We start from the raw sequence: 22,872 nt of genomic DNA on the forward strand, positions 1-22,872 counted from the left end.
TTGTTCGGAAACTCCATGGTGATCGGGAAGTTCTACCCGCCCCACGTAGGGCACCGTCATCTCATCGAGGCCGCTGCCGCGCAATCGGAGCAGGTGTTTGTCCTGATGCTCGGCAGCCGTTTTGAGTCCATGACCGTGGAGCAGCGTACGGGCTGGCTGGAGGAGGAGTTCGCCGGCCGCCCGGACGTCATGGTGATCGGCATGCGCAACGACTGCCCCGAGGACTACCACTCCGATGAAATCTGGAAAGCCCAGACGGAGTTGATGCGCCTGGCCCTGAAATCCCGCGGGGTCGAACGGATCGATGCCGTCTTCAGCTCCGAAAGCTACGGTGACAGGCTCGCTGCGGCCTTCGGCGCGGAGCACATCCCTGTGGATCCGGCGCGGATTGCCTATCCCGTCAGCGGAACCCTGTGCCGTGCCGATCCTGCCGCGTCTTGGGACCGGGTTATTGAGCCCGCCCGCCAGGTCCTGGCCACACGCATCATCGTCCTCGGCGCGGAATCCACCGGGACCACCACCCTGGCCGCCGCGCTGACCGGCCACTACCGTTCCCGTTTCCCCACAATCCTCGATGTCCCGGAGTACGGACGCCAGTACACCTATGAGAAATTCGAGGAGCTCCGGGCGGTGCACCCCGAAGCCGAACTTGCGGACATGGTGTGGACTGCCGAAGACTTCGCCAGGGTCGGCGCACGGCAGAACGAACTCGAGAATGCTGCAGCGGCGGCGTGCCCCCTGGTCATCGCGGACACCGACTCCTTTGCCACGACCCTGTGGGAACGCTACTACCTCGGCGAAGGCAGCCACGGCTCCGCGGCCGCGGTGGCGGAGCTGCCCCGCCGGGACCTCTATCTGCTTACGGACTGGGAAGGCGTGGATTTCGAGGACGACGGCTGGCGGGAAGGTGAACACCGGCGGGCGGACATGACCGAATGGTTCAAGGACGCCCTGACCGGGGCCGGCCATTCCTGGATCCTTGCCACGGGTGACCATGCACGGCGGATGCGGACCGCAGTGGACGTCATCGATGCCGTCCTGGCGCAGGCCGGCGCGTTGGCCTCGCCGCCTTGGGCCGGCAGCACTGTCCTGACCGGGAGTTCGGCCCTACCCGCTGGCACTTCCCTTCGTGGGGCCGCCAGGTGAGCCGCGGGTCCGACGCCGAAAGGGAGTTCCTGGAGGCATACGAACCCCGTGATTATCCGTCCATTGCCGTCACGGTGGACCTTGTGGTGCTGGCCGTCGCGCAAGGGGTGCTGCATGCGGCGCTCGTCCGGCGCGGCGGCCATCCCTTCAAGGGAATGCTGGCGCTTCCCGGCGGTTTCGTGGCTCCGCGGGAGTCTGCCGGTGACGCCGCGGCACGGGAGTTGGCCGAGGAAACCGGCCTGGATCTCGGCGGCCTTCCGGCCCACATCGAGCAACTCGCCAGCTACAGCGACCCGGACCGGGACCCGCGCATGCGGGTTGTGTCGGTGGCGCACCTTGTCCTCCTCGCCTCCGACGGCGGTGCGTTGCCGGGTCTTTCGGCGGGCACGGACGCAGCCTCCGCCGCCTGGCACCCCGTCCATGCGGTCCTCGAAAGCCCGATGGCCTTCGACCACGCCACCATCCTCCGGGACGGCCTGGAGCGCCTGGCCGGCAAGATGGAGTACACCACGGTTGCCGCGCACCTGCTGCCGGCCGAGTTCACCATGACCCAGCTGCGTTCTGTCTATGAGGCTGTCTGGGACACGCAGCTCCCGGCCGGGAACTTCACGCGCAAGATGCTGCCGCACCTTGCGGCCACAGGCCGGAAGACGCAGCCTGCCGTCGGAGCACCGGCTGCCCTGTTCACGGCGGAACAGCGACATATCCACCCGCCGTTGAGCCGCCGTCGTACGGGCCCGGCCGGGTGAAAGCGGCTCCTGCCGCGTTAACGGGAAACGGCCCCCGCGCGCTCGAACGATAGCGTGCGGGGGCCGTGGCCGCGCTGGGGAACTCAGGCGGCAAAAGCCTCGCGGGTCTGGCCGAAGGGGACGGACTCGTCGAAAGCGACCGTGTAGCTGCCCGGCTCGTGGCGGGTGACGAGAATGCCGCAGTCAACGTCGGCTGCGTCCTCGATCAGGGTGTTGACGGCCTGGTCGAGTCCGTCGTGTACTTCCTGGCCGTTGGCGAAGGTCAGGTGGATCTCGCCTCGTGCGATGGTTGTAATGGTCATTGGGGGCCTCCTTGATGCGGGACTGCGCACGCAAAGGTGGCAGTCCGTCGTTCAAGGTAGCAAATTCAGTAGATGTCTGTCATTTAACGGGGCGCCCGGTTTCCTTCGAGCTCCTTCGATTCCCTTCGACGTGGTGGCGGGATTCGAACCCGCGTGCGCTGCTTTGCAGGCAGCTCCCTGGCCTCTTGGGTACACCACGTGCATCGAGACTAGGCAGGTGGCCGGCACCGTTCCAAGCTGCGTTTCGTTGCCTTTCCCCGCACGACGCCGGGTTGCCCGGGATGTCCCGATGTTGCCTTTGCTTGCGCTCTGTGACGCCGTTGCCGCCTTAGGCGGAGGGGCGGGATTCCGCGTCAATCCAGGCCCAGAGCGCCGCCGGCTTGCCTTTGCCCCGGGGCTCCGCAGCAGCAGCCGCCTTGCTGAGCAGGGGGCTCTTCGCGAAAGTGCGGCCGAGGTTGGAGGTGTCCGGCTCCGGGCGGCCGGCTGCTGCCGCCAGCTCACGTTCGCGCCGTGCCGCGTCGGCCGTGCTGAAGGTGCTGCCCAGCAAGGCCCGGGTGAGGGGAAGATCACGCCACAGGCTGTCCAGGACGGTCCCGGCAGTCCTGCGGATGATGGCTTCGTGGTCGAAAGGAAGGCCCCGGGCTTCGTCCAACGGCACTGCCCGGACTCCGGACTCCGGCAACGCGGTGCGCGGACGGAGGATGGCCGTATGGACGATGGAAATGGTGGGCCCGCGGGGGTCCCGGTCCGGATTGTCGAAGACGCCCGCGCCGCTCAGGGCGAGGACATCGGCCGCGCCGACCCCGATTTTCGACTCCAAGGCGCGCAATGCTGCTTCGTGCATGCGTTCGTTGCCCAGGAGCAGGACGCCGGGCAGGGCCGCCTGCCCGAGGAAAGGCTCAAATACGCGGTCCCCAAGCACCACATGAAGGCGTCCGTCCCGCACGAGCAGCGGCACTGTGTCGATCGATACCAGCGGCTGCCGCGGCAGCTCATCCTTCACGGTCCAGTTCCTCCCTGAGTTCCAGAATGATTGCAAGGCGGGCGTTCCTGCCCCGCAGGTACGCCCGCACGCCGAGCGGGGGCTGGCGCTCGTAAGCCTCCAGCTCCCGCTCGGCATTGGCCAGCCGGACAGCCAGGCTGTCCGGCTGAGTGGTGGTGTCCACAGCAGTCGCTCAGGCGATGTTGCCCAGAACGGCGCGGACGTCGGCGAAGGACTGGCGGGTGATGAACTCACCGTCTGCCCAGACCGGCTGCAGGAGGGATTCGGCCTCCTGTTCCGGCGTCGCCTTTTCGATCAGGACCAGCTCGCCGTCGGCATCGCGGACCACCGCGAGGCGCCCGGTGGCGGACTTCTTGGTGCCGCTGTCCGTGGCGGGGTCCTTCAGCAGGTTGTGCTCGACGCCGCCGATCCGCGCCCAGGTGGCCTTGACCGCGGAGGAGAAGGTATCCCGGGTGACGTATTGGTAGGAGTAGGAGCCCACGCCGAACACCACGTTTTCGGAAGCGAAGCCCATGGCTTCCAGCCGGGTCCAGATGTCCTTGGCGCGGTCGATGGTGATGGAGTCGCCGTAGATCAGGCCGATGTGGCTGTCCAGGACCTTGTAGCCCTTGGCGTTCACGGTTCCGCCGAAGACGTTCCAGAGCAGTTGGACCGCACCGAAGTATTCGGGATCGTCTTCCATGGTGCGGGCGGCGCCGTCGGAAACGGCTCCTGGGCGGGAGGCGGTACCGCAGATGATGTCCGCGGGGTCGCCGGAGTCGGGGCGGATGACCAGCTTGCCGTCGCGGGCCATGATGCGGCCCTTCAGGGCGGGGAGGATGCCGTTGAGCACCTCGAAGAAGTCGAAGGTGTCTGAGACAACCGAAACGATGCCGGACGGGTGCTTGTCCAGGATGCGTTCGAAGGTTTCCAGTTCGCTGGATTCGCTGATGCCGGCGCACATCACGGAGTGCTCGGTGGCCGGAACGGAGCCGAGGACGAGGCCGTTCTCCGCGCCTGCCTCGGAGGGGTAGTAGCGGCGCACCCAGTCGATGCTGGCCAGGGAGTCGCTGCCGGTGAAGGAGAGCAGGTGCCCGGCGCCGCTGGCGGCCGCGGAGACTGTGCCGGACATGCCGCGGTAGGAGAAGTCGTGCAGCTGCCAGTTGACGGCGGCGCGGTCCACGCCGGTCGTGTCCGCGGCCTCATCCAGGATGCGGCGGTAGTGGTCCGCGATGGTGGCCGTGGTGGAAGGGTGCCAGACGGCGGCGGAGAGCACGGTCTCGATGTAGTTGACCAGCCAGAAGAATTCGGGCCGGGTGTTTTCGATGGTGAAGCTGGGGACGCGCAGCGGGACGCGGGTGCCTTCGGGGACGGCGCGGAAGATCAGCGGCAGGTAGCCTACGCGGTGGAGTTCGCGGATGTGGTCGGAGCCGATGGAGTTCGGGCCGAGGATCGAGGCGAGGACGGTTTCGTATTCGGCGACGGCTTCGTCCTCATCGGCGGCGAAGAACGGGGCGAAGGCTTCGATGCAGTACGACTGGAGGAAGGCCTGCAGCCCGAAGTGGACCACCTTGGTGACGCCTTCGATGCGTGAGCCGCGGTTGGTGTAGTTGCTCAGGATGCCGGTGGTGCCTTCGGGGTACAGATCGCGGTGGCCCAGCTTGTAGGCATCGGTTTCGAACAGTGCGGCGGTCACGGACGGGGCGGTGATCGCGGGAGCGGTGACGCTGCTTGCCGGTGCGGTGGGGTTCATCAGTTGCTGCCTTCCAGGAGGTAGGGAATCAAGGGGGTGACGCGGGCGCCGACTGCGGGATTCGTGGCGCCGGGGTGGGAGTCGGTGGTGAAGATGGTGCCGTAGTGCTCGTTCAGCGCTGCGGCGTTTCCGGAGAAGACACCGTGGCTGACCCAGAGGTCCAGGCGGTCCTTGCCGAGCCCGGTGGCTTCGGCGAGGCCGCGGAATGTGCCGCCGCCGTCGCAGATATCGTCGACCACCAGGAACTTGCCGTTCTCCGGGAGGGTTTCGCATTCGAAGCCGGAGAGCTTGCCGGTGGCGAAGTCGCGGCGCTTGGTGGCGTAGTAGACGGGCAGTCCGAGGGTTGCGGCGGTCTTTTCGGTACGGAGCCGCGCACCCTTGTCCGGACAGATAACGCCTGCGTAGTCGCCGATGTGCTTGCGGAGGACCCTCGCGATGACGGTGTCCGAGTAGACGATCCGCAGCTTGTCCACGAGGCCCGGCATGACCTCGGAGTGCGGGTCGAAGCAGACCACTTCGTCGGCGTCCAGGGCGTTGATGAGGTTCGCGTAGACCTTGGCGCCGAACGGGACGCCGCGGTCCTGGCGCGCTCCGGGGAGGTAGGGAATGAGTGCTTTGACCTTGTGGCCGCCGGCGTGTGCGTAGTCGATCCACATGCCGGCGGTGACATAGTCATTGGCGTCGGTGCCGGTCAGGTACAGGTAGAGCGGGGTTTCATCCCCGGCTGATTCGGTCTTGATGTGGCACTCTCCGGCGGGGAACCGCATTTCCGTGGCCCGCGAGTGGGTGACCCATCCTTGGCTGGACTTCGAGAACATCGTGATCATGCGGACCACGCTAACAGAATAATCGTCAAATGACGAATAAATTTTTTGAGAGGTGTGGATAACGCCGAAGGGCCCCGCCTGGCATTGATGCCGGGCCGGACCCCTCGGGCTGTTTCGCTGAGCTGCTGTGCCTACGCGAGCAGGGTGTTCACCAGGCGGGCGGCCACCTTCGCGGTGCGGGAGTCGACGTCGAACTCCGGGTTCAGTTCCGCGACGTCCAGGTGCAGCAGCTTGCCGCTGGCTGCCACCTGGCGGCACACGGCGCTGATTACCGGGAGGCTGACGCCGTAGGCGGCAGGTGCGCTGACGCCCGGGGCGGTGGCCGCCGGCAGGACATCCAGGTCGATCGTCAGGTACAGGACATCGATCCCGTCGAGGAAGGACGCCACGAACTGCTCCACCGCCCCGGCCGAGCAATCCTCGTCCAGCAGGTACTTCACGCCCAGGCGTTCAGCAGTGTCGAAGAGCGTGCGGGTGTTGTTCGCCTCGGAAATTCCGACGACGGCGTACTGCAGTTCGCGGCCGGCGGCGGCTTCGGCGCGGGCCATCTGCAGGAACGGGGTGCCCGAGCTCGGCACGGCTTCGTCGCGCAGGTCGAAGTGGGCATCCAGGTTCAGCACACCCAGGCGCTTGCCGGAGGCGACCGCGTCGGAGCCGGCAACGCCCAGATAACTGGCGAATGCCGTCTCGTGTCCGCCGCCGAGCACCACGGTGAGGTTGCCGCCGTCGAGCAGTGCTGACACGACCGCGCCCGCGCGCTCCTGGCCCGCCTCGAGTGCCTCGCCTTCCACTACGACGTCGCCGGCGTCGAAGACGCTGCGGTCCAGGTGGTAGGCGAGTGGTCCCAACGCGGAACGGATCGCGGCGGGAGCCGCGGCGGCGCCCACGCGGCCCTTGTTGCGCCGCACGCCCTCATCGCTGCAGAAACCCACGACGACGGCGGGCCGGGTGCGGGAGGAGGCGTCACCGTCGGTGTAGGGGGTGATGGCCTGCCACCAGCGGCGGTGCTCCTCGCCGTCGCCGTCAAAGCGGCCCGTCCAGGGCTGCGGGTGGACATCAACAGGGAGGGCGCTCGTTTCCATGCTTAAAAGCACACCGCAGGCCGCGCCCGAATAACAGCGCAGCCTGCGGTGTGGTGTCCGGAATCCCGGACGGGCTTACTTGATGCCGAGGAGCTCTTCCACCTGGCCGATGCCGAAGAACAGCAGGAAAGCAGCGGCGACGGCCCACATCAGCGGGTGGACTTCGCGGGCGCGGCCCTGGAAGGTGCGGATCAGCACGTAGGAGATAAAGCCGGCGCCGAGGCCGTTGGCGATCGAGTAGGTGAACGGCATCAGGGCGATGGTGAGGAAGGCGGGAATGCCGACGCCCCAGTCCTGCCAGTCGATCTTGCCCACCTGGGACACCATCATGAAGCCCACCACCACGAGGGCCGGGGCTACGGCTTCGAACGGCACCAGGTTGATGAGCGGGGTGAAGAACATGGCCACGATGAACAGCAGGCCCGTGACGATCGAGGCAAGGCCGGTGCGGGCGCCTTCGCCGATGCCGGCCCCGGACTCCACGAAGATCTGGTTGGACGAAACGGAAGAGCCGCCGCCCACGATCGCGCCAAGGGCGTCCACCTGCAGCACGCGGTCCACATTGGGGATGTCGCCGTTCTTGTCCACGGTGCCGGCCTCATTGGCCAGGCCCACCATGGTGCCCATGGCGTCGAAGAAGATGCTGAGCAGGATCACGAAGGCCAGAAGCGCAGCGGCAACGAAGCCCAGGTGCTCGAAGGCGCCGAAGGGGTTGGCCTTGCCGATGAGGGAGAGGTCCGGGGCGCCCCACTCGGAGAACTTCGGCGCCACCAGCGACCATCCGCGCGGGTTGACGTTCTTGCCGTCGAAGCTGGGGCCGATGTGCAGGGTGAATTCCAGGATGGCGGCCAGTGCGGTGGATGCCACGATGCCGATCAGGATGGCGCCGCGGACCTTGCGGACCACCAGGGCGATGGTCAAGACCAGGCCGACTGCGAACACCAGGGTGGGCCAGCCCATCAGCTTGCCGTCAACACCCAGGCCAAGCGGAACAGTGGTGCCGGCGGCGTCCGGGATGCGGCGAACGAAGCCGGCATTGACCAGGCCGATCAGTGCGATGAAGAGGCCGATGCCCACAACGATTGCCGTTTTCAGCGCTTCCGGGACGGCCTTGAAGACCGCGGTGCGGAAACCGGTGAGGACCAGGATCAGCATGGTGATGCCGGAGAGGACCACCAGGCCCATCATGTCAGGCCAGGTGAGGCCCGGGTGCGAGGCGACCGTGACGGCCACGAAGGCGTTGACGCCCAGGCCGGTTGCCACGGCGAACGGGTGCTTGGCCCAGGCTCCCATGAGGATGGTCAGGATGCCCGCCACGAACGCGGTGGTGGCGGCGACGGCGGTGAAGCCGAGGCTGTTCCCGCTGGAGTCCGCTCCGGAGAGGATCAGCGGGTTCAGGACCACGATGTAGCTCATGGCGAAGAAGGTTGCGAAGCCGCCGCGGATCTCCCGCGAGACGTTGGAACCGCGCTCCGAAATCTTGAAGTAGCGGTCGATGGCCGAACCCTGTTTGAGCTGTGAACCCTGATTGAGCATGGAAGTCTCCGGGGAAAGTGGTTGGGGGTGTGCTATCAAATCCTAAACCTGTGGTGGAGGTCGCCCCGGAAATTTCGCCTAGTCTGTAAGGAATCCAACACAAGGAGTTGTCTGTCCATGCGCCCCGCCCGCCGGCTCCTGGCCGCTGCCGTAACCGCCTTCCTTTTTGCCGCAACCGTGCTCTTCGCAGCGGCACCGGCCTCGGCCCATGATGTGGCCGAGTCCACGTCCCCGGCCAACGGGGCCTCCGCGGCGACAGTTCCGGCGTCGGTTTCGGTCACGTTCAACAACCAGCCGCTGGCGCTCGGTGCGTCCATCGCCGTGAACGACGCCTCCGGCGAAAACTGGGCCGAAGGGCCGGTGGAGATCGTCGACTCGGTAGTTTCGCAGAAGCTGCGCGCGGGCGCCCCCGCCGGCGCGTACACCGTCGTCTGGCGCGTGGTCAGCTCCGATTCCCACCCGATCGAAGGCACTTTCACCTTTACGGCAAAGGCCGGCAGCACGACGCCGGGCGGCGGCACCGCGTCCGCCTCGCCGTCGTCGGTGGTCCCCTCGGCGGGCACGGCCGCTCCCGGTACGAGCAGCGAGCCGGAGAAGGCGCCCGACGCGTCCCAGCCCTTCCCGTGGAGCATCGTGGGCTTCGCGGCGGTTGCGCTGGCCTTGCTGGTCTTCCTTGGAATCACCGCCCGCCGCAAGCTGGCCGGTGGACGCGACGAAGAGGCTGCAGGGGAGTAACCCCGCTAAGCCAAGGCGGCGAAGCTCCCCGTCAGGGCACGTCCCGCCAAGGCATTGTCCGGGTGGACCTTCGCCGAGATGGCCTGGCCCACCACCTTCGCCTGGCGCAGGACCTCCTTCGGTGTGGGGCTGACGAGCTCTCCGACTCCCACCAGGTACATGCCCATGGCGCGCAGGGCCGAGGTGAGGTTCTGGCCGATGGCGATCCCCAGGTCCGCGAGCATGCGGCGCAACTGGCTCTGGCCGCATCGGGTCAGCACGATGTTGTCCGCGAGCAGCACGCCTTGTTCGGTGTGGATGGCCCACAGCTTTTGCTCAGGCTTCTGCTTGAGGGGCTGCTGGTGCGCCAGGAGGTCCAAGCGGACCGCGGGCGTGGTGTTGCGGACATCCAGATGATGGCTGGCGGCGTAGTTGCGCAGGTGGCGGAGGATTTCGTTGCGCTCCTGCAGGGACGCGGCGTCCGGCCCATCGCAGCGGGGCAGCTTGCCGGTGTTGAGGGAGCCGGTACCCGGCTGGCCGCTCTCGATGGAGAAGGGGAACCCGTTGAGGCCGCTGACTACAATCGCGTCCACGCCATGACGGCAGAGTTCGCTGGCGACGGCGAGGCCCGGCATGCCGGCGCCGATCACCACTGTGGTGGTGCGTTCCGCGTCCGGGGCAAGCATGAACTGCACGCTTGGTTCCTCCTTGAATAGTGCTCGCCCGAAGGCAATCAGGGGGTGGCGTCCGGTTTCCCCAAGCGGCCGCACAAACACCCCGGAATGTGCCGTAGGCCACATTTCGGAGTGCGTGCATGGAACACTACAGAATTTTCCGGCTGGACGGTAGCCGGTGAGTCGCCGGCCCGGAGGCGTGCTTGATTCGCTTCCACGAAGCGAGAATAGTGGGCAGTGGAGGCCCCGACCCGCGGCCTGCCGGGGGAGGCATGCCAGGGCCAAGGCCTCTGGCAGAATAGCGGCAACTAGAAGCCAGCAGTGCGAGGAGGCGGGCCCCATGGACCAGCACGGCAAACACAGCGGGAGCGAGCAGGAACCGACCATCGCCCCGGGCGGAATCGTGGTCGGCGTGGACGGCAGCGAACATGGCCAGTGCGCCCTGGTGTGGGCAGCGCGGGAAGCCGAACGCCGGAATCTTCCCCTGCACATTGTGACCGCCTACTCGGTGCCGATCTTCGCCGCGTCCGGGCTGGACGGCGGCTACGCCACGGTGGACGACTCGGTGATCCGCGAAGGCGCCGAAGAAATCGTCCGCCAGGCTCTCGCGAAGGTGTCCTCCTACCCGATCGAAGTGGACGGCTCCGTGGAGAACGGCGATGCCTCCGGGGTGCTGCTTGAGCTCTCCGCTTCCGCTGAACTCCTCGTCTTCGGCACCCGTGGCCGCGGCGGCTTCGTTGGCCGCCTGCTCGGTTCGGTGAGCAGCGCCCTGCCGGCCCACTCGAAGTGCCCCACGGTCACCGTCCCGCTCTTCTGCGGCGACCGCCTGGGCGAGCCCACCGAGGACAAGCACGTGAAAGCCGAGCGGGCCAAGTCCGGAAACCGGCAGATCGAGAACGTGGTGGCAGTCGGCGTCGACGGTTCGGAACAGGCGCGCGTTGCCGTCCTGGAGGCCGCGGAAGCGGCGGAGCGCATGGGTGCCAAACTCCGGGTGATCTGCGCGGTTCCCGAATACAGCGGATCCCTCGCCTGGGTTCCGGCTCCGCTGGACCGCGAGGCGCTGTTCAAGGACATCCGTATCCAGCTCGACGCCGGCCTGGCCTGGATCCAGAGCCATTTCCCCAGGCTGGACATCGAAACGCAGTTGCTGGACGGTTCCCCGGTGGACGTCATGGTGGAAGCCAGCCGGAACGTGGAGCTGGTGGTCCTGGGCACCCGTGGCCGCGGCGGCTTCACCGGCATGCTCCTGGGCTCCACCTCGGACGGCGTGCTGCACCACGCCAAGGGACCTGTGATGGTGGTTCCGGACCGTGAGGATCCGCGCCTTGCAAACCGTGCGGACTTCGGCCCGATGCTCGGGGCGGCGTAAGGACTCCGCGCCCGGCGGCTCAGTAGCGCGCCGCGTACGGATGCAGTTGCATACCGGACATCATGCTGATGTCCGTGACAGTGATGCCGCTGTCCGGGTTCAGGGCCTGGACCACCTTGCCGTTTCCGAGGTAAATGGCCACGTGGTAGAAGTACGAGCCCGAACCCCAGACCAGCAGATCGCCCGGCTGCGCCTGCGACACCGGCATCGTGAGGGGTGCTTGGAGGAACTGGTCCGTGGCCGTGCGTGGCAGGGACTTGCCTGCCGCGGCAAAGGCGTACTGAACCAGGCCGGAGCAGTCGAAGCCGACGGGTCCGGTGCCACCCCAGACATACGGTCCGCCAACCTTGCTGAGCGCTACGGAAATGGCGGTTTGGTTTGAACCGCCCGGTTGCGGGGCCGGCGGCTGCGGCGCGGGTGGTTTTGGTGCCGGCGGTTGTGGCGTGGGGGCCGGTGGTTGCGGGGCAGGTTGCGCGGGCGGCCGCGGAGCTGGTTGCTGGGGAGTCGGCTGTGCCGGCCTTTCCGGCTGCGGGGCAGGTTGCGGAGCGGGCGACGACGGCGCGGGCCGGGCGGGCGCCTCGGCCGCCGGTGCTTCAGCCGCCGGAGGACGCGCGGCTGCCTCGTTCTTGGCCGCCTCATCCGCGGCTGCGATTTCGGCCGCCAGGCGCGCTGCTTCCCGCTGCTTTTGCAGCCCGTCCACCCGGGCTGCCTCCAATGCAACGGTGGTGTTCCGCAGGGTAGCCAGCTGTTTGACGGCCGCGTCCCGCCGGGCGGAAGCTTCGGCTACGGCGTTGCGGCGCGCGGCGTCGGCGGCTTCGGCTTCTGCCTTACGCTCTGCTGCCGCGCGGGCGGCGTTGTCAGCAGCTTTCCGGGCGTCCTCGGCAGCGGCGGTGAGGGATTCGGCTGCCGCGGCCGCTGCCTCGGCGGATTCGAAGGTCCGCGCCTGGTTGCTGGTGTAGGCCTCCAATGTGGCGGCCTGTTCCAGCAATTGGCCTTGGCCGCTGGCGAGGGTGCTCAACGCAGGGTCGATGCCGCCGTTGCGGTACATCTCCGCGGCGAGCCGGCCCATATCCTTCCGGGCCTTTGTCTGTTCCTTGCTTGCCGACTCCGCACGCTTGCCTGCTGCATCGGCGGCGGCGCGGCGGTTTTGGAGTTCCACGAGAGCCTCGCCGTAGGCATTGTTGGCCTTCAGGGAGGCGGCGAAGCTGCTCTGCCGCGCATCGTTCACTTCGGCGAGCAAGCGTTCGATCCTGGCCACCTGGTCCGCCGTGGCACGCTCATTGCCCTTGGCAGCGGCAATCTCCTCCGGCGTCGGGATGTCCTGTGTCCGGTCACTCAGCGTCCGGTCATTCAACGCGGGGGAGAGGACCGCCGTCGGGAAAGCCGGGCTGGCGGGTGCGGCGTCCGCCCTGCCGGAGACGGCGGTGACACTAAGGAGGACGACGGCGGCGCAGAGCGCGGCGGTTGTCCGTCCGGCCGCGGGCCAGTGACTGGAGGGGGTCATGACTCATGAGGCTACGTCGCCAAACGCAACTTTGGCAACAGTAGTCACATCAGTAACATACGCAACACGCGAGTGCGCAGGCGGTATTTGCGCGGTGTGTCGCCGTCGCAGGGCGCCCCGTTCGGGCGCTGTCAGGCGTGCTGGTGCGTTTCGTGCTCGGAGTGGCTGGCCGGCTCCAGCTGGAAGGTGCAGTGCTCGGTGTCGAAGTGCGAATCGAGGCACGAGGTGAGCTGGTCCAGCAGACGGTCCGTACTGGTGGCGTTGAGGATGCTGTCCTCCACCACCACATGGGCAGAAAACACGGGGACGCCGGACGTGATGGTCCAGATGTGGATATCGTGCACGCCGACCACGCCGTGCACGGAGAGGATGTGTTCGCGGATCATGCTGACCTCCACGCCCTTGGGGGTGGCTTCGAGCAGTACGTCCACCACGTCCCGGAGCAGGTGCCAGGCGCGGGGCAGGATCATGAGCGAAATCAGGATCGAGGCGATGGGATCCGCGGCCTGGAATCCCGTGACCATGATGACGACCGCCGCGGCGATGACGGCAAAGGAGCCCAGGAGGTCGCCGAGCACCTCCAAGTAGGCGCCGCGCAGGTTGAGGCTCTCCTTCTGGGAGCCACGCAGGATCAGGAGCGAGACCAGGTTGGCCACGGCGCCGAGGATGGCCGCGTAGAGCATGGTGTCCGTGTGGACTTCCGGCGAATCCCCGAAGCGGCGGATGGCTTCGATCAGGATCACCACCGAAATGACGATCAGGATCAGGGCGTTCGCCAGCGCGGCCAGGACCTCGGCGCGCTGGTACCCGTAAGTGCGCTGATCGCTCGGCGGACGGGTGGCGACCCAGGCTGCCATCAGCGCGATGAAAACGCCCGCGGCATCCGAAAGCATGTGGCCGGCGTCGGCGAGCAGCGCAAGCGAGCCGGAGACGACGGCGCCCGCCACCTGGATCAGCACCACCGCCAGGGTGATGCCCAGGACAGCGATGAGCCGCTTCCGGTGCTTCCCGGTCGCCGTGATGCCGTGTGCGTGGTTGTGGTCGTGCCCCATGGCTATAAGGCTATCCGCGAGGGGCCCCGGCCGAGCGCAGCGAGGTTGGGGAAGCGGATGGGCGCTATCGCCGCGTCAGTCCCAACCCAGTTCGTGCAGGCGCTCGTCGTCGATGCCGAAATGGTGGGCAATCTCGTGGACCACGGTGACCGCGACCTCGTCGATCACTTCCTGGCGGGAGGTGCAGATGTCCAGGATGGGCTGCCGGAAAATCGTGATGCGGTCCGGCAGGGAACCGGCTTCCCACCAGGAATCGCGCTCCGTGAGCGGCACGCCCTCATAGAGCCCGAGGAGGACGGTGTCCGGGTCCTCGCCCGGTCCCGGGACGTAGTCGTCTTCGATGAACACCGCCACGTTGTCCATGGCCCGCGCCAGCTTGCGCGGTATCAGCAGAAGGGCGTCGCTCACTGCGGCTTCGAACTCTTCCTCGGACATGTCGAAGGGCGTGCCGTCAGGACGGATCGGCAGGCCGGGCGGCAGGTGGGACGACATTCTTCGACTCTAACCGCTGCGGGCGTTGACGCTGCAGAGTGACCGGGGATACAGTTTTCCGGGCTTTGGTTATGCGTATAACCTCCGTATGTCCAAGGCTTTCACAGCAACTCCTCCGGCAAGGCGGTTTCCGCAGACAGGTACGGCGCAGCAGCATGGGCAGGTACACGGCATGAGCCGCCCCGGCAACCGCACGGGGCCCACGATGCACGATGTCGCCGCCGCCGCCGGAGTCTCCCAGGCCACCGTCTCCCTGGTCCTCAACGACGCCTCCGGCACCCGCTTCTCCGAAGAGACCCGGCACCGCGTGCAGGAAGCCGCCCGGCAGTTGGGCTACCGCACCAACGCCCACGCCAAGGTCCTGCGGGACGGCGTGGCCGGGATGATCGGCTTCGTGGGCGATTTCGTGGCCACCGCCCCTTTCGCCGGCAAGATCATCGAAGGAGCCCAGGCCCGCGCCTGGGAAGCCGGCCTGCTCCTGCTGACCGTGAACACGGGCGGGGACAAGGAGCTGGAAAAGTCCTCCCTCGACATGATGCTTTCCTACAAGGTGGCCGGCGTTGTTTACGCGGGTATGTACCACCGCCAGCTGGAGGTGCCCGAGGCACTTGGCGAGGTTCCCGCCGTCGTGCTTAATTCGCGGGACCGCAGCGGCAGGCTGCCCGGCATTGCCCCGGACGAAGAGCTGGGCGGGTACACCGCCACCAGGCGGTTGCTCGGCGCCGGACACCGCCGGATCGCGATGATCAACATCGGAAGGCCTGACGACGTGGCCTTGCCGGCCGCCGCCGGGCGCCGTGCCGGGTACCTGCGTGCGCTCGCCGGGGCCGGGATCGACGCCGACCCGCGGCTGCAGTGCGACGGCGGAGGCGAGGTTCCCGACGGCCGCGCGGAAATGCTTCGGCTCATGGCCTTGGACGAGCCCCCGACGGCCGTGTTCTGCGCCAACGACCGCACCGCGTGGGGCGCCTACCAGGCCCTCGAATCACTGGGACTCAGGGTTCCGCAGGACGTCTCCGTCATCGGCTTCGACAACCAGGAAACCCTTGCCCCGAACCTGCGCCCCGGCCTGACCACGCTGGAACTGCCGTTCGTGGAAATGGGCCGCCGCGCCGTCGAACTGGTCCTTGCCGGAGCCCGGTCCGGCGCCGGCCGTACCGAGCTCCTCGCATGCCCCCTGATCGAACGACAATCGGTCGCGCCACCCCACCCGTCACCCCGCAGCCGGCGCGCCTGACCCTCCAACAACGAAGGAAACCATGAACCCCACCGAAGCCGTATCGCCCGAGCCGCTCGACGTCGTCGTGGTCGGTGAAGCACTCATCGACATCGTCAACGCGCCGGAAGGCCAGACCGAGTACCCCGGGGGCTCTCCGGCGAACGTCGCCTACGGACTGGGCAGGCTGGACGTGAACGTCGGCCTCCTCACAGCCATCGGCAATGACGAACGCGGCGGAGCGATCGCCGCGCACCTTGAAAGCGCCGGCGTGGTGCTGCTGCCCGGCTCGCAGTCCCTCGCGAAAACCGCGACGGCGACCGCCGAGATCGCTGCCGACGGTTCCGCCGAGTACACCTTCGACATCGAATGGGCGCTGCCGCCGGCGGTCCTTCCGTACGCGCCCAGGATCCTGCACACCGGCTCCATCGCCGCATTCCTGGAGCCCGGCGCGGCCGTGGTGCGGAACCTGCTGGAACAGGCGCAGGGCGGCTGCATGGTGACCTTCGATCCCAACATCCGCACGGACCTGCTGGGCAGCCACGGCGAGGCGTTGGGAATCTTCGAGGACCTGGTTCCGCTGGCGGACGTGGTGAAGCTCAGCGATGACGACGCCGGCTGGCTGTACCCGGACGCCTCCCTCGAGGACGCTGCCGAGCGGATCCTCGGGCTCGGTGCCGAACTGGCCGTGGTCACCCGCGGCGGCAGCGGCTCCCTGATGGCCACCAAGGGCGGCAAGATCACCGTGCCCGCCGTCCCGTCCGTGGTGGCGGATACGATCGGCGCGGGAGATTCCTACATGTCCGCGCTCATCATGGGCCTGCTCCTGCGCGGCAGCGAAGGCCTGGCCCCGACCGTCCTGGAACGGATCGGGCAGACCGCGTCCATGGCGGCTTCCATCACTGTTGGCCGGCCCGGCGCGAACCCGCCCACGCACCGCGAGCTGCTCGCCGGAATGGCGCGCTAGCCATGGAGTACCGCAAGCTCGGAGCGAGCGGCATGTACGTCAGCGCCATCGCCCTGGGGAACTGGGCCACGCATGGCGAAACCGTGGAGCAGGACCTGGCCACGGAGTGCGTCCGGACGGCCCTGGACCTGGGAATCACCACATTCGACACCGCGGATGCCTATGCGGGAACCAAGGCGGAGTCCATGCTCGGTGAGGCCTTGAAGGGCGTCCGGCGCGAAGGCGTGGAAATCATGACCAAGGCCTACTTCCCGACAGGTCCGGGGAAGAACGACCGCGGCCTGTCCCGCAAGCACCTCATGGAATCGATCAACGGTTCCCTGCGCCGCCTGCAAACGGACTACGTTGACGTCTACCAGGCCCACCGTTATGACTACGAAACCCCGTTGGAAGAAACCATGAGGGCGTTCGCGGACATTGTGCGGGCCGGCAAGGCGCACTACATCGGCGTATCCGAGTGGACCGTGGAGGAGATCCGGGCCGGTGCCGGGCTCGCCGCGGACCTGGGCATCCAGCTCGTCTCCAACCAGCCGCAGTACAACATGCTGTGGCGGGTGATCGAAGCGGAAGTGGTGCCCGCGTGCGAGGAATTGGGACTCAGCCAGGTGTGCTGGTCGCCCCTCGCCCAGGGCGTGCTGAGCGGAAAGTACGACGGCGGCCGTTCGGTTCCGGCCTCGGCCCGCTTCAGCGACAAGGACGGTGCCCTCAAAACCGAACACCGCTTCATGCAGCCGGAGGTGCTGGAGCGTGTGGAGAAACTGAAGCCCATCGCGGACGGCCTGGGTGTTCCTTTGGCGACGCTGGCCGTGGCCTGGGTGCTGGCGAATCCGAACGTGTCCGCGGCGATCGTGGGGGCAAGCAGGCCGGAACAGCTCGAAGACACCGTCAAGGCCGCAGAACTGGTCCTGGAACCGGCGGTCCTCGCGGCCATCGATGAGGCCCTGGGCGACGTGGTGGAACGCGATCCGTCGAAAGTGGAATCCTTCCTCACTCGCCCCTGAACCCCGCCGGGCCCGGCGCTACTGTACTTGGCGCGGGCGGCGGCGGGTGAGCCCGACGCCCACCAGGCACACCACGCCGCCGATCAGTCCCCAGACGGTGGGAACCTCATTGAGCAGCGCCCAGGAGATCAGGATGGTGGTCCCCGGGACCAGGTACGTGGTGGCGGCGAGCTTGCCTGCCTCGATCAGGGACAGGGCGTAGGCCCAGGTGGTGAACGCGATGGCCGTGGGGAAGATGCCCAGGTAGACCAGCCCGAGGGTTGCGGGCAGGGGCGCGGCCTGGACTTCGGTGACGAGTTGGCCGGCCCACGGCAGGCAGCAGACCGCGCCCACCATGATCCCGAACCAAGTGGCCTGTGCTGCCGTGAATTTCCGCAGCACAGGTTTCTGGACGATCACGCTGACCGAGGCGAGCACCGCCGCAAGCAGGCACAACAGCACTCCGGCGACGTCCGCCGTCGAGCGCTGGCCGGAACCCAAGGCGATCATCGCCACCCCGCCGAATGCCACGGCGCTGCCGATGATCAGCCAGCGCGGGAAGCCTTCCTTCAGGATGACGCCGGCCAGGACCGCGATGAGGATGGGCGAAACGTTGATGAGCATGGCGCTGGTCCCGGCATCCAGCATGTGTTCGGCCGCGTTCAGTGCCACGTTATAGCCGGCGAACCACATCACCCCATAGGCCAGGATGGGCCACCATTCGCGGCCTTTCGGCCAGGCTTTGATGGTGGGCAGGACCACCGCGCCAAGCACGACGGCGGCCACCGCGAGGCGGCCGAGCGTCAGCGGGCCGGGGGAGAAGCTCGGCCCGACCGCCCGGATGCCGACGAAGGCCGAAGCCCACAGGATGACGGTAATGACGACGGCGGCGATGCCGGCTTTGCTGATGCCCTGGCTGCCGGTGGGCGCCATGTGTTCGGGGCTGGTGGTGGATGCGCTTGTGGCCATGCAGCCAAACTATCGCCGGCCACTGACATTTGGCGCGCGATTTCCGGACGTCCTACCGCAAGAAAGCGCCAAGTTTGCGCCACGACCTGATGCCCTCCTGAGGGGCACCGGATGTCGTTCCAGGCGCCGATTTGGGAAATCCCGCATCCATGCTCTAAAGTTTTAGAGTCCAGTTCGGACAAGCGACCACGCGGGAATGATTCCTAGGGATCCTTTCTGCCGCGAATCCGGATTGTTCCAGGCCCCCATCGTCTAGCGGCCTAGGACACCGCCCTTTCACGGCGGCGGCACGGGTTCGAATCCCGTTGGGGGTACGCAAGGAAGTGGTCAAAGCGGTCTGAAAAGTCTGCTAGGCTGGAAGCCTTGAAAAACGCGGTAGAGATACCGCAAACAAGCAAGGCCCTGTAGCGCAGTTGGTTAGCGCGCCGCCCTGTCACGGCGGAGGTCGCGGGTTCAAGTCCCGTCAGGGTCGCTCTGGTGGCCGGAAGAGATTCCGGCTATCACGGTGATAAAACACCTCAGGCTCTGTAGCTCAGTTGGTAGAGCGTTCGACTGAAAATCGAAAGGTCACCGGATCGACGCCGGTCGGAGCCACCACTGGGAAGCATCAATTCTTCGGAATTGGTGCTTTTCTTCTTTAACCGCTGTTTTCCAGGCGTGGTGCCTTGTGGCTTTTCCGGGATGACAGTCTTATGGAGGACATGCCCATCACCCTGAGCACTCCTGCGGCCGCGGCCTTGCCGGAAGTGATCGACGCCCTTTCAGTGTGGCAACAGGACGGCCTGCCATTCCAGCTGCACCCCGGTGATCTGGGATGGGCCTGGCAGATCGGGGCGCCGGCGCTGGCAGCACGGGTCCGTGCCTGGCGCCGGGACGGGCAGATCGCCGCCGTGGGGTTCCTGGATGGAGCTGCCCTCCTGCGACTGGCGATCGCGCCGGAGGCGGGCAACGACGAGCAACTCGCAGATGCGATGCTCCACGATGTTTCCAATCCACGGCAGGGAGTCCTTCCCGCAGGCCCCGCGTCTATTGAAGCCGGCTTCGGCGAAGCCCTGAGGGGGCGGCTGCGAAACTCAGGATGGACCGCAGGCGAGGCGTGGACGCCGTTGACGCGCGATCTGGCCGGATCCGTGCCGGAGTGCGGGCTCCGCATCGAGACAGTCGGGCCCGCACTCGCCACGGCGCGGAGAATGGTCCAGAACGCCGCATTCAGCAGCCGGAATTTCACCGAAGAACGGTGGCATGCGATGGCGGCGGGATACGCCTACCGTTCGGCACGCTGCCTGCTTGCCTATGATGCCGCAGGCACCGCCGTCGCAACCGCCACCGTATGGTCAGCGGGTCCGGGCCGTCCGGGCCTGCTCGAACCGATGGGCGTGCATGATGGGCATAGGGGGCATGGCTATGGCACGGCGATCACTCTGGCCGCTGCTTCAGCCCTGAGGGAGATGGGCGCCTCTGCAGCCCACGTGTACGCCGAGGCCTCCAACACCGCCGCCGTGGCGACGTACAGTTCCGCCGGATTTGTCCGCGGGCCGGACTCCCCGGATTTCCACCGGGACGGATAAGGGTGTGCCCTTCGCTTCCGACCCGGTCCCTGTTCAGCGCGGACCGGCAGGCGTATTCTTTCCTCGCCGACACTCCGGGCGGTACCGAAATGGGGGAGAACAATGAAGACCACATCCCGGCTTTGGCTTGCTTTGTCACTTGCGGCGGCCATGCTGCTGAGCGCCTGCTCGCTTCCCGCACCGGCGGGGCAGCAAAGCCCGGCGCCGTCCTCGGAACCTGCTCCGGCTGAATCCTCCCCTGGCACCAGCGGCGACGGGCTGGCCGGTGGCTTCGGCTCGATGAACGAAGCCTGTGTTTCCGTCAGCGCCACGTTCCTGAGCATCTCCATCCTGCCGTTGGCCGGGTTGGTGGGCGGAAAAGCCGAGGATGTGAAGAAGGCGCAGGACGAACTCGCCAAACTCCAGGGCAAAGTGCCGGAGGAATTGAAACCGCACTTCGACAAGCTCAAGGCCTTCATCGATTCGGCCGGTTCGGATTTCAACAAGTACGGAAGCGACGAGTTCGGGAAGCTCTCGAAGCCGATCGAGGAATGGATCGACAAGAACTGCAAGTAGGCTGCCGGGCCAGCCCCCATCCTGTCGCAGCCACGCGTTAGGGTTGTAGGCAGGACTAGGGGAAGGGCGCAGACATGGAAACCGGCATGGAACATGAACTCGCAGAAGAACAGCCCGCAGGAACGGGCCGCACTGTCATCTCCGACTCCGCCGTAGCCAAGGTTGCAGGAATCGCGGCGAAAACCGTGGCCGGTGTCTACTCGCTCGGCTCCGGGCCCTCCCGTGCGCTCGGCGCCATCCGGGACGCCGTGGGCAGTTCGGACCATGCCGCCGGTGTTCGGGCCGAAGTCGGCGAAACCCAGGTGGCCGTGGACATCAACCTTGTAGCCGTCTATGGCTACCCGCTGCACGATGTGGCCAACCAGGTCCGGGCCGCCGTCTACCGGGCCGTGGAGCGCCTGGTGGGCCTGCAGGTCATCGAAGTGAACATCGAAATCAACGACGTCTACATCGCCCCGCCCGCCAAACCCGGCGGCAAGTCCGGCACCGAAAGGGAGGCCCTGCAGTGAACATGACCGTGGTCGGCATCGGAATCGGTGCTTTTGTGGCTTTCATGTCCTTCCAGTTCGGCCTGTGGGGTTTCCTGGTGTCCTTGCTCTTCATGGGCGTCGGTGCGCTCCTGGGCCGTGCCGCGGACGGGAAGCTTGACCTGCGCAGCGTGCTGGACGCCATCACCGGCCGGCGCTCGTCGTCATGAGCGCAGCCTCTGTGGCCGCCCCGCAGCTTTCCCCGGCCCTGGCGGGCCACAACCGGATCAGCACCCAGGCGCTGACCTCGCTGGCGCGCGAGGCCGCCGCCGAGGCGCTCGGCGTGCATGCCCATGATGTCCGTGTGGACTGGGCGGACGACGGCGGACTGCTGGCTTTGTCGATCGTGGCACCGGTCAATATTCCATCTTTGGCCGAGGTGCTCCGTGATCCTGGCCGGGTGCCGGCTATTGGCGGCTCGGTCCGGGACCGCGCGGTGGCGGCCAAGACAAGCATCCTCCGGCGGGTCACCGAACTGAGCGGCTCAATGCTGAGCCGCGTGGATATCAGGATCAGCGGAGTCCGGGTGGCCGAGGGAGGGCGGGTTCAATGAGCACAAGGAACGGCCTGCCACGGGCTGGCGGCCCGGAAACGGACATGCGCAATGATCCCGGGGTCCGCACTATCCTGCGCCGGGAAACACGTTCGTCCCGTGCTGCGGCTGCCGGTGTTGCTGCGGTTCTCGTCATCGCCGTCTGCATTTACGGGTTGCTGGAGTCCGCCCTTCGCGCCATCGGACAGCCTCCCTGGCTGATCGATCCGCAGACCGCCGCCGAACGGATTGTTGCCCTCCCCGCCGGCGTCCCGCCGCTGCTGCTGGGCGTGCTCGGCATGGTCCTTGCAGTGTGTGGCCTGGCCTTCCTGCTGAACGCCGTGCTTCCCGGCAAGCGCGCACGGCATCTCATCGATGATCCCCGGGTGGCCGTTGTGGTGGACGACGAAGTCATCGCTTCGGCCCTCGCCCGGCGTGCCCGTGCCGCCGCGAACGTCACCCAGGAACAGGTGATGGTGGTGGTTTCGCAACGGCTGGTGGTGGTCAACGTGCGGCCGACCTCCGGGGTTCCGGTCCAGGAAGAGCGCGTGCTGTCCGCCGTCGAGGACGAACTCCGGTCCATGGCACCCGAGCCCATGCCGGCAATCCGGGTGAACATCGCGGAGTCGGGGGTGATCGGCGCGTGAACGGCACACCCCGCGTCCTCAACCGCATCCTGGTGGGAATCCTTGGCCTGCTTCTTCTCGGCGCAGGTGTCCTGCTGGTCCTGTTGGCGAGCGTGCCTGCGGTGGCGCAGTGGTGGCAGGGCTGGGCCTCGGATGCCTACCAGCAGGCAATCCTCATGGCCGAGCAGACCCGGATCCCCGGCCGCCAGGAAAGCTGGCTGTGGCTTGCTGCTGCCGCCCTGATGGTGGTCCTGATCGTGCTGATGGTCGCGTGGCTGGCCCAGCAGGGCAAGGGCAGGGCCAACCTGATCGTGTCCGACTACGAGGACGAAACAACGCCGGGGGAGGTGCAGATCGGTGGCGGCGTTGCGGAGCAGGCGTTGAAGGCTGCCTTGGCCGGCCGCCCGGACCTCGCGGGCGTCACTGTTGCCACCTACGAGGTGCAGGGCCGTCCAGGCCTCCGGGTGAGGGTGCACCCCCGGCTGGGCGTCTCACCGCAGTTGCTTGCCGCGGAAGTTTCCGCGCTCATCGGGGCCCTGGACGAAGTGGTCGGGGCGAAGACTCCTGTACTCCTGCACATTGCCGGCGGCGCCCGGTCCAGGTTCAGCCGGGCCGAACGCGTCCGCTGACGGCCCCGGTAAAAGTGCGCTGAAGCGCTGGTGAACAGTGTGCTGTATGTGTACAAATATGCCCTGAACTGGAGTTTTGCCTTGCGAAGTGTTGTCTGTGCCCCCTAGCTTGATGGCAGAG

At 67.1% G+C, this 22,872-nt stretch carries 26 protein-coding genes and 4 tRNA genes; 17 read left to right on the forward strand and 13 right to left on the reverse strand.

The features are described from left to right. Both BIU82_RS07565 and BIU82_RS07570 read left to right on the forward strand, forming a co-directional pair. The gene (locus BIU82_RS07565; protein WP_070348864.1) at positions 1–1,146 is read left to right on the forward strand and encodes an AAA family ATPase; all 1,146 of its coding nucleotides are present in this window, start codon (positions 1–3) and stop codon (positions 1,144–1,146) included. Beyond that, a complete protein-coding gene (locus BIU82_RS07570) occupies positions 1,143–1,895 on the forward strand; it encodes an NUDIX domain-containing protein (protein WP_070348865.1) in 753 nt (250 codons plus the stop codon). Before BIU82_RS07565 ends, BIU82_RS07570 begins: the two co-directional genes overlap by 4 nt. An 83-nt stretch (positions 1,896–1,978) precedes the next feature. On the opposite strand, the gene BIU82_RS07575 is transcribed toward BIU82_RS07570, so the two are convergent. The 8 genes from BIU82_RS07575 to BIU82_RS07605 form a co-directional block, all read right to left on the reverse strand. Beyond that, entirely contained in the window at positions 1,979–2,197 is a 219-nt protein-coding gene (locus tag BIU82_RS07575; protein ID WP_070348866.1) for a hypothetical protein, read from the reverse strand. 128 nt (positions 2,198–2,325) lie between these two features. Beyond that, positions 2,326–2,396 (reverse strand) — tRNA-Cys (locus tag BIU82_RS07580). A gap of 129 nt (positions 2,397–2,525) precedes the next feature. Beyond that, positions 2,526–3,200 carry an NUDIX hydrolase gene (locus BIU82_RS07585; protein ID WP_083292241.1) on the reverse strand — a complete coding sequence of 225 codons (675 nt, stop codon included), beginning with the start codon at positions 3,198–3,200 and terminating at the stop codon, positions 2,526–2,528. Continuing rightward, the gene (locus BIU82_RS19860; protein ID WP_171906518.1) at positions 3,190–3,363 is read right to left on the reverse strand and encodes a hypothetical protein; all 174 of its coding nucleotides are present in this window, start codon (positions 3,361–3,363) and stop codon (positions 3,190–3,192) included. Before BIU82_RS19860 ends, BIU82_RS07585 begins: the two co-directional genes overlap by 11 nt. 9 nt (positions 3,364–3,372) lie before the next feature. Further along, positions 3,373–4,932 (reverse strand): nicotinate phosphoribosyltransferase, encoded by a 1,560-nt coding sequence (locus BIU82_RS07590; protein WP_083292242.1) that lies wholly within the window; start codon positions 4,930–4,932, stop codon positions 3,373–3,375. Next, positions 4,932–5,759: a phosphoribosyltransferase family protein gene (locus BIU82_RS07595; protein ID WP_070349147.1), complete on the reverse strand. Its 828-nt coding sequence runs from the start codon at positions 5,757–5,759 to the stop codon at positions 4,932–4,934. Before BIU82_RS07595 ends, BIU82_RS07590 begins: the two co-directional genes overlap by 1 nt. A 131-nt stretch (positions 5,760–5,890) precedes the next feature. Next, the gene (gene hutG, locus BIU82_RS07600; protein WP_070348867.1) at positions 5,891–6,841 is read right to left on the reverse strand and encodes a formimidoylglutamase; all 951 of its coding nucleotides are present in this window, start codon (positions 6,839–6,841) and stop codon (positions 5,891–5,893) included. 75 nt (positions 6,842–6,916) lie between these two features. Continuing rightward, entirely contained in the window at positions 6,917–8,377 is a 1,461-nt protein-coding gene (locus BIU82_RS07605; protein ID WP_070348868.1) for an NCS2 family permease, read from the reverse strand. Between the two features lie 117 nt (positions 8,378–8,494). Between BIU82_RS07605 and BIU82_RS07610 the strand changes: the two genes are divergently transcribed. Further along, positions 8,495–9,112, forward strand: coding sequence for a copper resistance CopC family protein (locus BIU82_RS07610; protein ID WP_070348869.1), 618 nt, complete (start codon positions 8,495–8,497; stop codon positions 9,110–9,112). A gap of 5 nt (positions 9,113–9,117) precedes the next feature. On the opposite strand, the gene BIU82_RS07615 is transcribed toward BIU82_RS07610, so the two are convergent. Then, positions 9,118–9,777, reverse strand: coding sequence for an FAD-binding protein (locus BIU82_RS07615; RefSeq protein WP_070349148.1), 660 nt, complete (start codon positions 9,775–9,777; stop codon positions 9,118–9,120). A 328-nt stretch (positions 9,778–10,105) separates the two neighbouring features. Between BIU82_RS07615 and BIU82_RS07620 the strand changes: the two genes are divergently transcribed. Continuing rightward, the gene (locus tag BIU82_RS07620; RefSeq protein WP_070348870.1) at positions 10,106–11,134 is read left to right on the forward strand and encodes a universal stress protein; all 1,029 of its coding nucleotides are present in this window, start codon (positions 10,106–10,108) and stop codon (positions 11,132–11,134) included. A gap of 19 nt (positions 11,135–11,153) precedes the next feature. Here the strand turns inward: BIU82_RS07620 and BIU82_RS07625 are convergent, their stop codons facing one another. From BIU82_RS07625 to BIU82_RS07635, 3 genes are all read right to left on the reverse strand, one after another. Beyond that, complete coding sequence (locus BIU82_RS07625) at positions 11,154–12,638, reverse strand: C40 family peptidase (protein ID WP_070348871.1); 1,485 nt, start codon at positions 12,636–12,638, stop codon at positions 11,154–11,156. Positions 12,639–12,769: 131 nt separating this feature from the next. Beyond that, complete coding sequence (locus BIU82_RS07630) at positions 12,770–13,690, reverse strand: cation diffusion facilitator family transporter (protein WP_070348872.1); 921 nt, start codon at positions 13,688–13,690, stop codon at positions 12,770–12,772. 75 nt (positions 13,691–13,765) lie between these two features. Next, a complete protein-coding gene (locus BIU82_RS07635) occupies positions 13,766–14,182 on the reverse strand; it encodes a metallopeptidase family protein (RefSeq protein WP_070348873.1) in 417 nt (138 codons plus the stop codon). 172 nt (positions 14,183–14,354) lie between these two features. On the opposite strand from BIU82_RS07635, the gene BIU82_RS07640 reads away from it, so the two are divergent. From BIU82_RS07640 to BIU82_RS07650, 3 genes are read left to right on the forward strand one after another with little or no spacing between them, the layout of a single operon-like run. After that, the gene (locus tag BIU82_RS07640) at positions 14,355–15,419 is read left to right on the forward strand and encodes a LacI family DNA-binding transcriptional regulator (RefSeq protein WP_253182715.1); all 1,065 of its coding nucleotides are present in this window, start codon (positions 14,355–14,357) and stop codon (positions 15,417–15,419) included. 22 nt (positions 15,420–15,441) lie between these two features. Next, complete coding sequence (locus tag BIU82_RS07645) at positions 15,442–16,365, forward strand: carbohydrate kinase (RefSeq protein ID WP_070348875.1); 924 nt, start codon at positions 15,442–15,444, stop codon at positions 16,363–16,365. A gap of 2 nt (positions 16,366–16,367) precedes the next feature. After that, positions 16,368–17,366 (forward strand): aldo/keto reductase family protein, encoded by a 999-nt coding sequence (locus BIU82_RS07650; RefSeq protein WP_070348876.1) that lies wholly within the window; start codon positions 16,368–16,370, stop codon positions 17,364–17,366. Positions 17,367–17,384: 18 nt separating this feature from the next. On the opposite strand, the gene BIU82_RS07655 is transcribed toward BIU82_RS07650, so the two are convergent. Beyond that, positions 17,385–18,314 carry a DMT family transporter gene (locus tag BIU82_RS07655; RefSeq protein ID WP_070348877.1) on the reverse strand — a complete coding sequence of 310 codons (930 nt, stop codon included), beginning with the start codon at positions 18,312–18,314 and terminating at the stop codon, positions 17,385–17,387. A 241-nt stretch (positions 18,315–18,555) separates the two neighbouring features. On the opposite strand from BIU82_RS07655, the gene BIU82_RS07660 reads away from it, so the two are divergent. From BIU82_RS07660 to BIU82_RS07705, 10 genes are all read left to right on the forward strand, one after another. Next, a tRNA-Glu gene (locus tag BIU82_RS07660) sits at positions 18,556–18,628 on the forward strand. Between the two features lie 84 nt (positions 18,629–18,712). Further along, positions 18,713–18,786 (forward strand) — tRNA-Asp (locus tag BIU82_RS07665). Between the two features lie 49 nt (positions 18,787–18,835). Continuing rightward, positions 18,836–18,911: transfer RNA gene (locus BIU82_RS07670), tRNA-Phe, on the forward strand. Between the two features lie 104 nt (positions 18,912–19,015). Further along, positions 19,016–19,882, forward strand: a complete 867-nt coding sequence (locus BIU82_RS07675) for a GNAT family N-acetyltransferase (RefSeq protein WP_070349149.1) — start codon at positions 19,016–19,018, stop codon at positions 19,880–19,882. Between the two features lie 102 nt (positions 19,883–19,984). Then, positions 19,985–20,437 carry a hypothetical protein gene (locus BIU82_RS07680; RefSeq protein ID WP_070348878.1) on the forward strand — a complete coding sequence of 151 codons (453 nt, stop codon included), beginning with the start codon at positions 19,985–19,987 and terminating at the stop codon, positions 20,435–20,437. Positions 20,438–20,523: 86 nt separating this feature from the next. Beyond that, entirely contained in the window at positions 20,524–20,946 is a 423-nt protein-coding gene (locus BIU82_RS07685; RefSeq protein WP_253182716.1) for an Asp23/Gls24 family envelope stress response protein, read from the forward strand. After that, a complete protein-coding gene (locus BIU82_RS07690) occupies positions 20,943–21,134 on the forward strand; it encodes a hypothetical protein (protein ID WP_070348880.1) in 192 nt (63 codons plus the stop codon). The genes BIU82_RS07685 and BIU82_RS07690 overlap by 4 nt, the downstream gene beginning before the upstream one ends. Next, entirely contained in the window at positions 21,131–21,517 is a 387-nt protein-coding gene (locus tag BIU82_RS07695; protein ID WP_070348881.1) for a hypothetical protein, read from the forward strand. Before BIU82_RS07690 ends, BIU82_RS07695 begins: the two co-directional genes overlap by 4 nt. Positions 21,518–21,561: 44 nt before the next feature. Beyond that, the gene (locus BIU82_RS07700) at positions 21,562–22,143 is read left to right on the forward strand and encodes a DUF6286 domain-containing protein (protein WP_139146552.1); all 582 of its coding nucleotides are present in this window, start codon (positions 21,562–21,564) and stop codon (positions 22,141–22,143) included. Next, a complete protein-coding gene (locus BIU82_RS07705; protein WP_070348883.1) occupies positions 22,140–22,751 on the forward strand; it encodes a hypothetical protein in 612 nt (203 codons plus the stop codon). Before BIU82_RS07700 ends, BIU82_RS07705 begins: the two co-directional genes overlap by 4 nt. Positions 22,752–22,872 lie beyond the last annotated feature (121 nt).

The organism is Arthrobacter sp. SW1, from assembly GCF_001766675.1.
In the GTDB taxonomy this organism is placed as follows: domain Bacteria; phylum Actinomycetota; class Actinomycetes; order Actinomycetales; family Micrococcaceae; genus Arthrobacter.

Excerpts from the sequence above, each read along its gene's own strand:
- BIU82_RS07575 (WP_070348866.1), bottom strand. The coding sequence starts at position 2,197 with ATGACCATTACAACCATCGCACGAGGCGAGATCCACCTGACCTTCGCC.
- BIU82_RS07590 (WP_083292242.1), bottom strand. The coding sequence starts at position 4,932 with ATGAACCCCACCGCACCGGCAAGCAGCGTCACCGCTCCCGCGATCACC.
- BIU82_RS07595 (WP_070349147.1), bottom strand. The coding sequence starts at position 5,759 with ATGATCACGATGTTCTCGAAGTCCAGCCAAGGATGGGTCACCCACTCG.
- hutG (WP_070348867.1), bottom strand. The coding sequence starts at position 6,841 with ATGGAAACGAGCGCCCTCCCTGTTGATGTCCACCCGCAGCCCTGGACG.
- BIU82_RS07605 (WP_070348868.1), bottom strand. The coding sequence starts at position 8,377 with ATGCTCAATCAGGGTTCACAGCTCAAACAGGGTTCGGCCATCGACCGC.
- BIU82_RS07610 (WP_070348869.1), top strand. The coding sequence starts at position 8,495 with ATGCGCCCCGCCCGCCGGCTCCTGGCCGCTGCCGTAACCGCCTTCCTT.
- BIU82_RS07615 (WP_070349148.1), bottom strand. The coding sequence starts at position 9,777 with ATGCTTGCCCCGGACGCGGAACGCACCACCACAGTGGTGATCGGCGCC.
- BIU82_RS07620 (WP_070348870.1), top strand. The coding sequence starts at position 10,106 with ATGGACCAGCACGGCAAACACAGCGGGAGCGAGCAGGAACCGACCATC.
- BIU82_RS07625 (WP_070348871.1), bottom strand. The coding sequence starts at position 12,638 with ATGACCCCCTCCAGTCACTGGCCCGCGGCCGGACGGACAACCGCCGCG.
- BIU82_RS07630 (WP_070348872.1), bottom strand. The coding sequence starts at position 13,690 with ATGGGGCACGACCACAACCACGCACACGGCATCACGGCGACCGGGAAG.
- BIU82_RS07635 (WP_070348873.1), bottom strand. The coding sequence starts at position 14,182 with ATGTCGTCCCACCTGCCGCCCGGCCTGCCGATCCGTCCTGACGGCACG.
- BIU82_RS07640 (WP_253182715.1), top strand. The coding sequence starts at position 14,355 with ATGAGCCGCCCCGGCAACCGCACGGGGCCCACGATGCACGATGTCGCC.
- BIU82_RS07645 (WP_070348875.1), top strand. The coding sequence starts at position 15,442 with ATGAACCCCACCGAAGCCGTATCGCCCGAGCCGCTCGACGTCGTCGTG.
- BIU82_RS07650 (WP_070348876.1), top strand. The coding sequence starts at position 16,368 with ATGGAGTACCGCAAGCTCGGAGCGAGCGGCATGTACGTCAGCGCCATC.
- BIU82_RS07655 (WP_070348877.1), bottom strand. The coding sequence starts at position 18,314 with ATGGCCACAAGCGCATCCACCACCAGCCCCGAACACATGGCGCCCACC.
- BIU82_RS07675 (WP_070349149.1), top strand. The coding sequence starts at position 19,016 with ATGCCCATCACCCTGAGCACTCCTGCGGCCGCGGCCTTGCCGGAAGTG.
- BIU82_RS07680 (WP_070348878.1), top strand. The coding sequence starts at position 19,985 with ATGAAGACCACATCCCGGCTTTGGCTTGCTTTGTCACTTGCGGCGGCC.
- BIU82_RS07685 (WP_253182716.1), top strand. The coding sequence starts at position 20,524 with ATGGAACATGAACTCGCAGAAGAACAGCCCGCAGGAACGGGCCGCACT.
- BIU82_RS07695 (WP_070348881.1), top strand. The coding sequence starts at position 21,131 with ATGAGCGCAGCCTCTGTGGCCGCCCCGCAGCTTTCCCCGGCCCTGGCG.
- BIU82_RS07700 (WP_139146552.1), top strand. The coding sequence starts at position 21,562 with ATGCGCAATGATCCCGGGGTCCGCACTATCCTGCGCCGGGAAACACGT.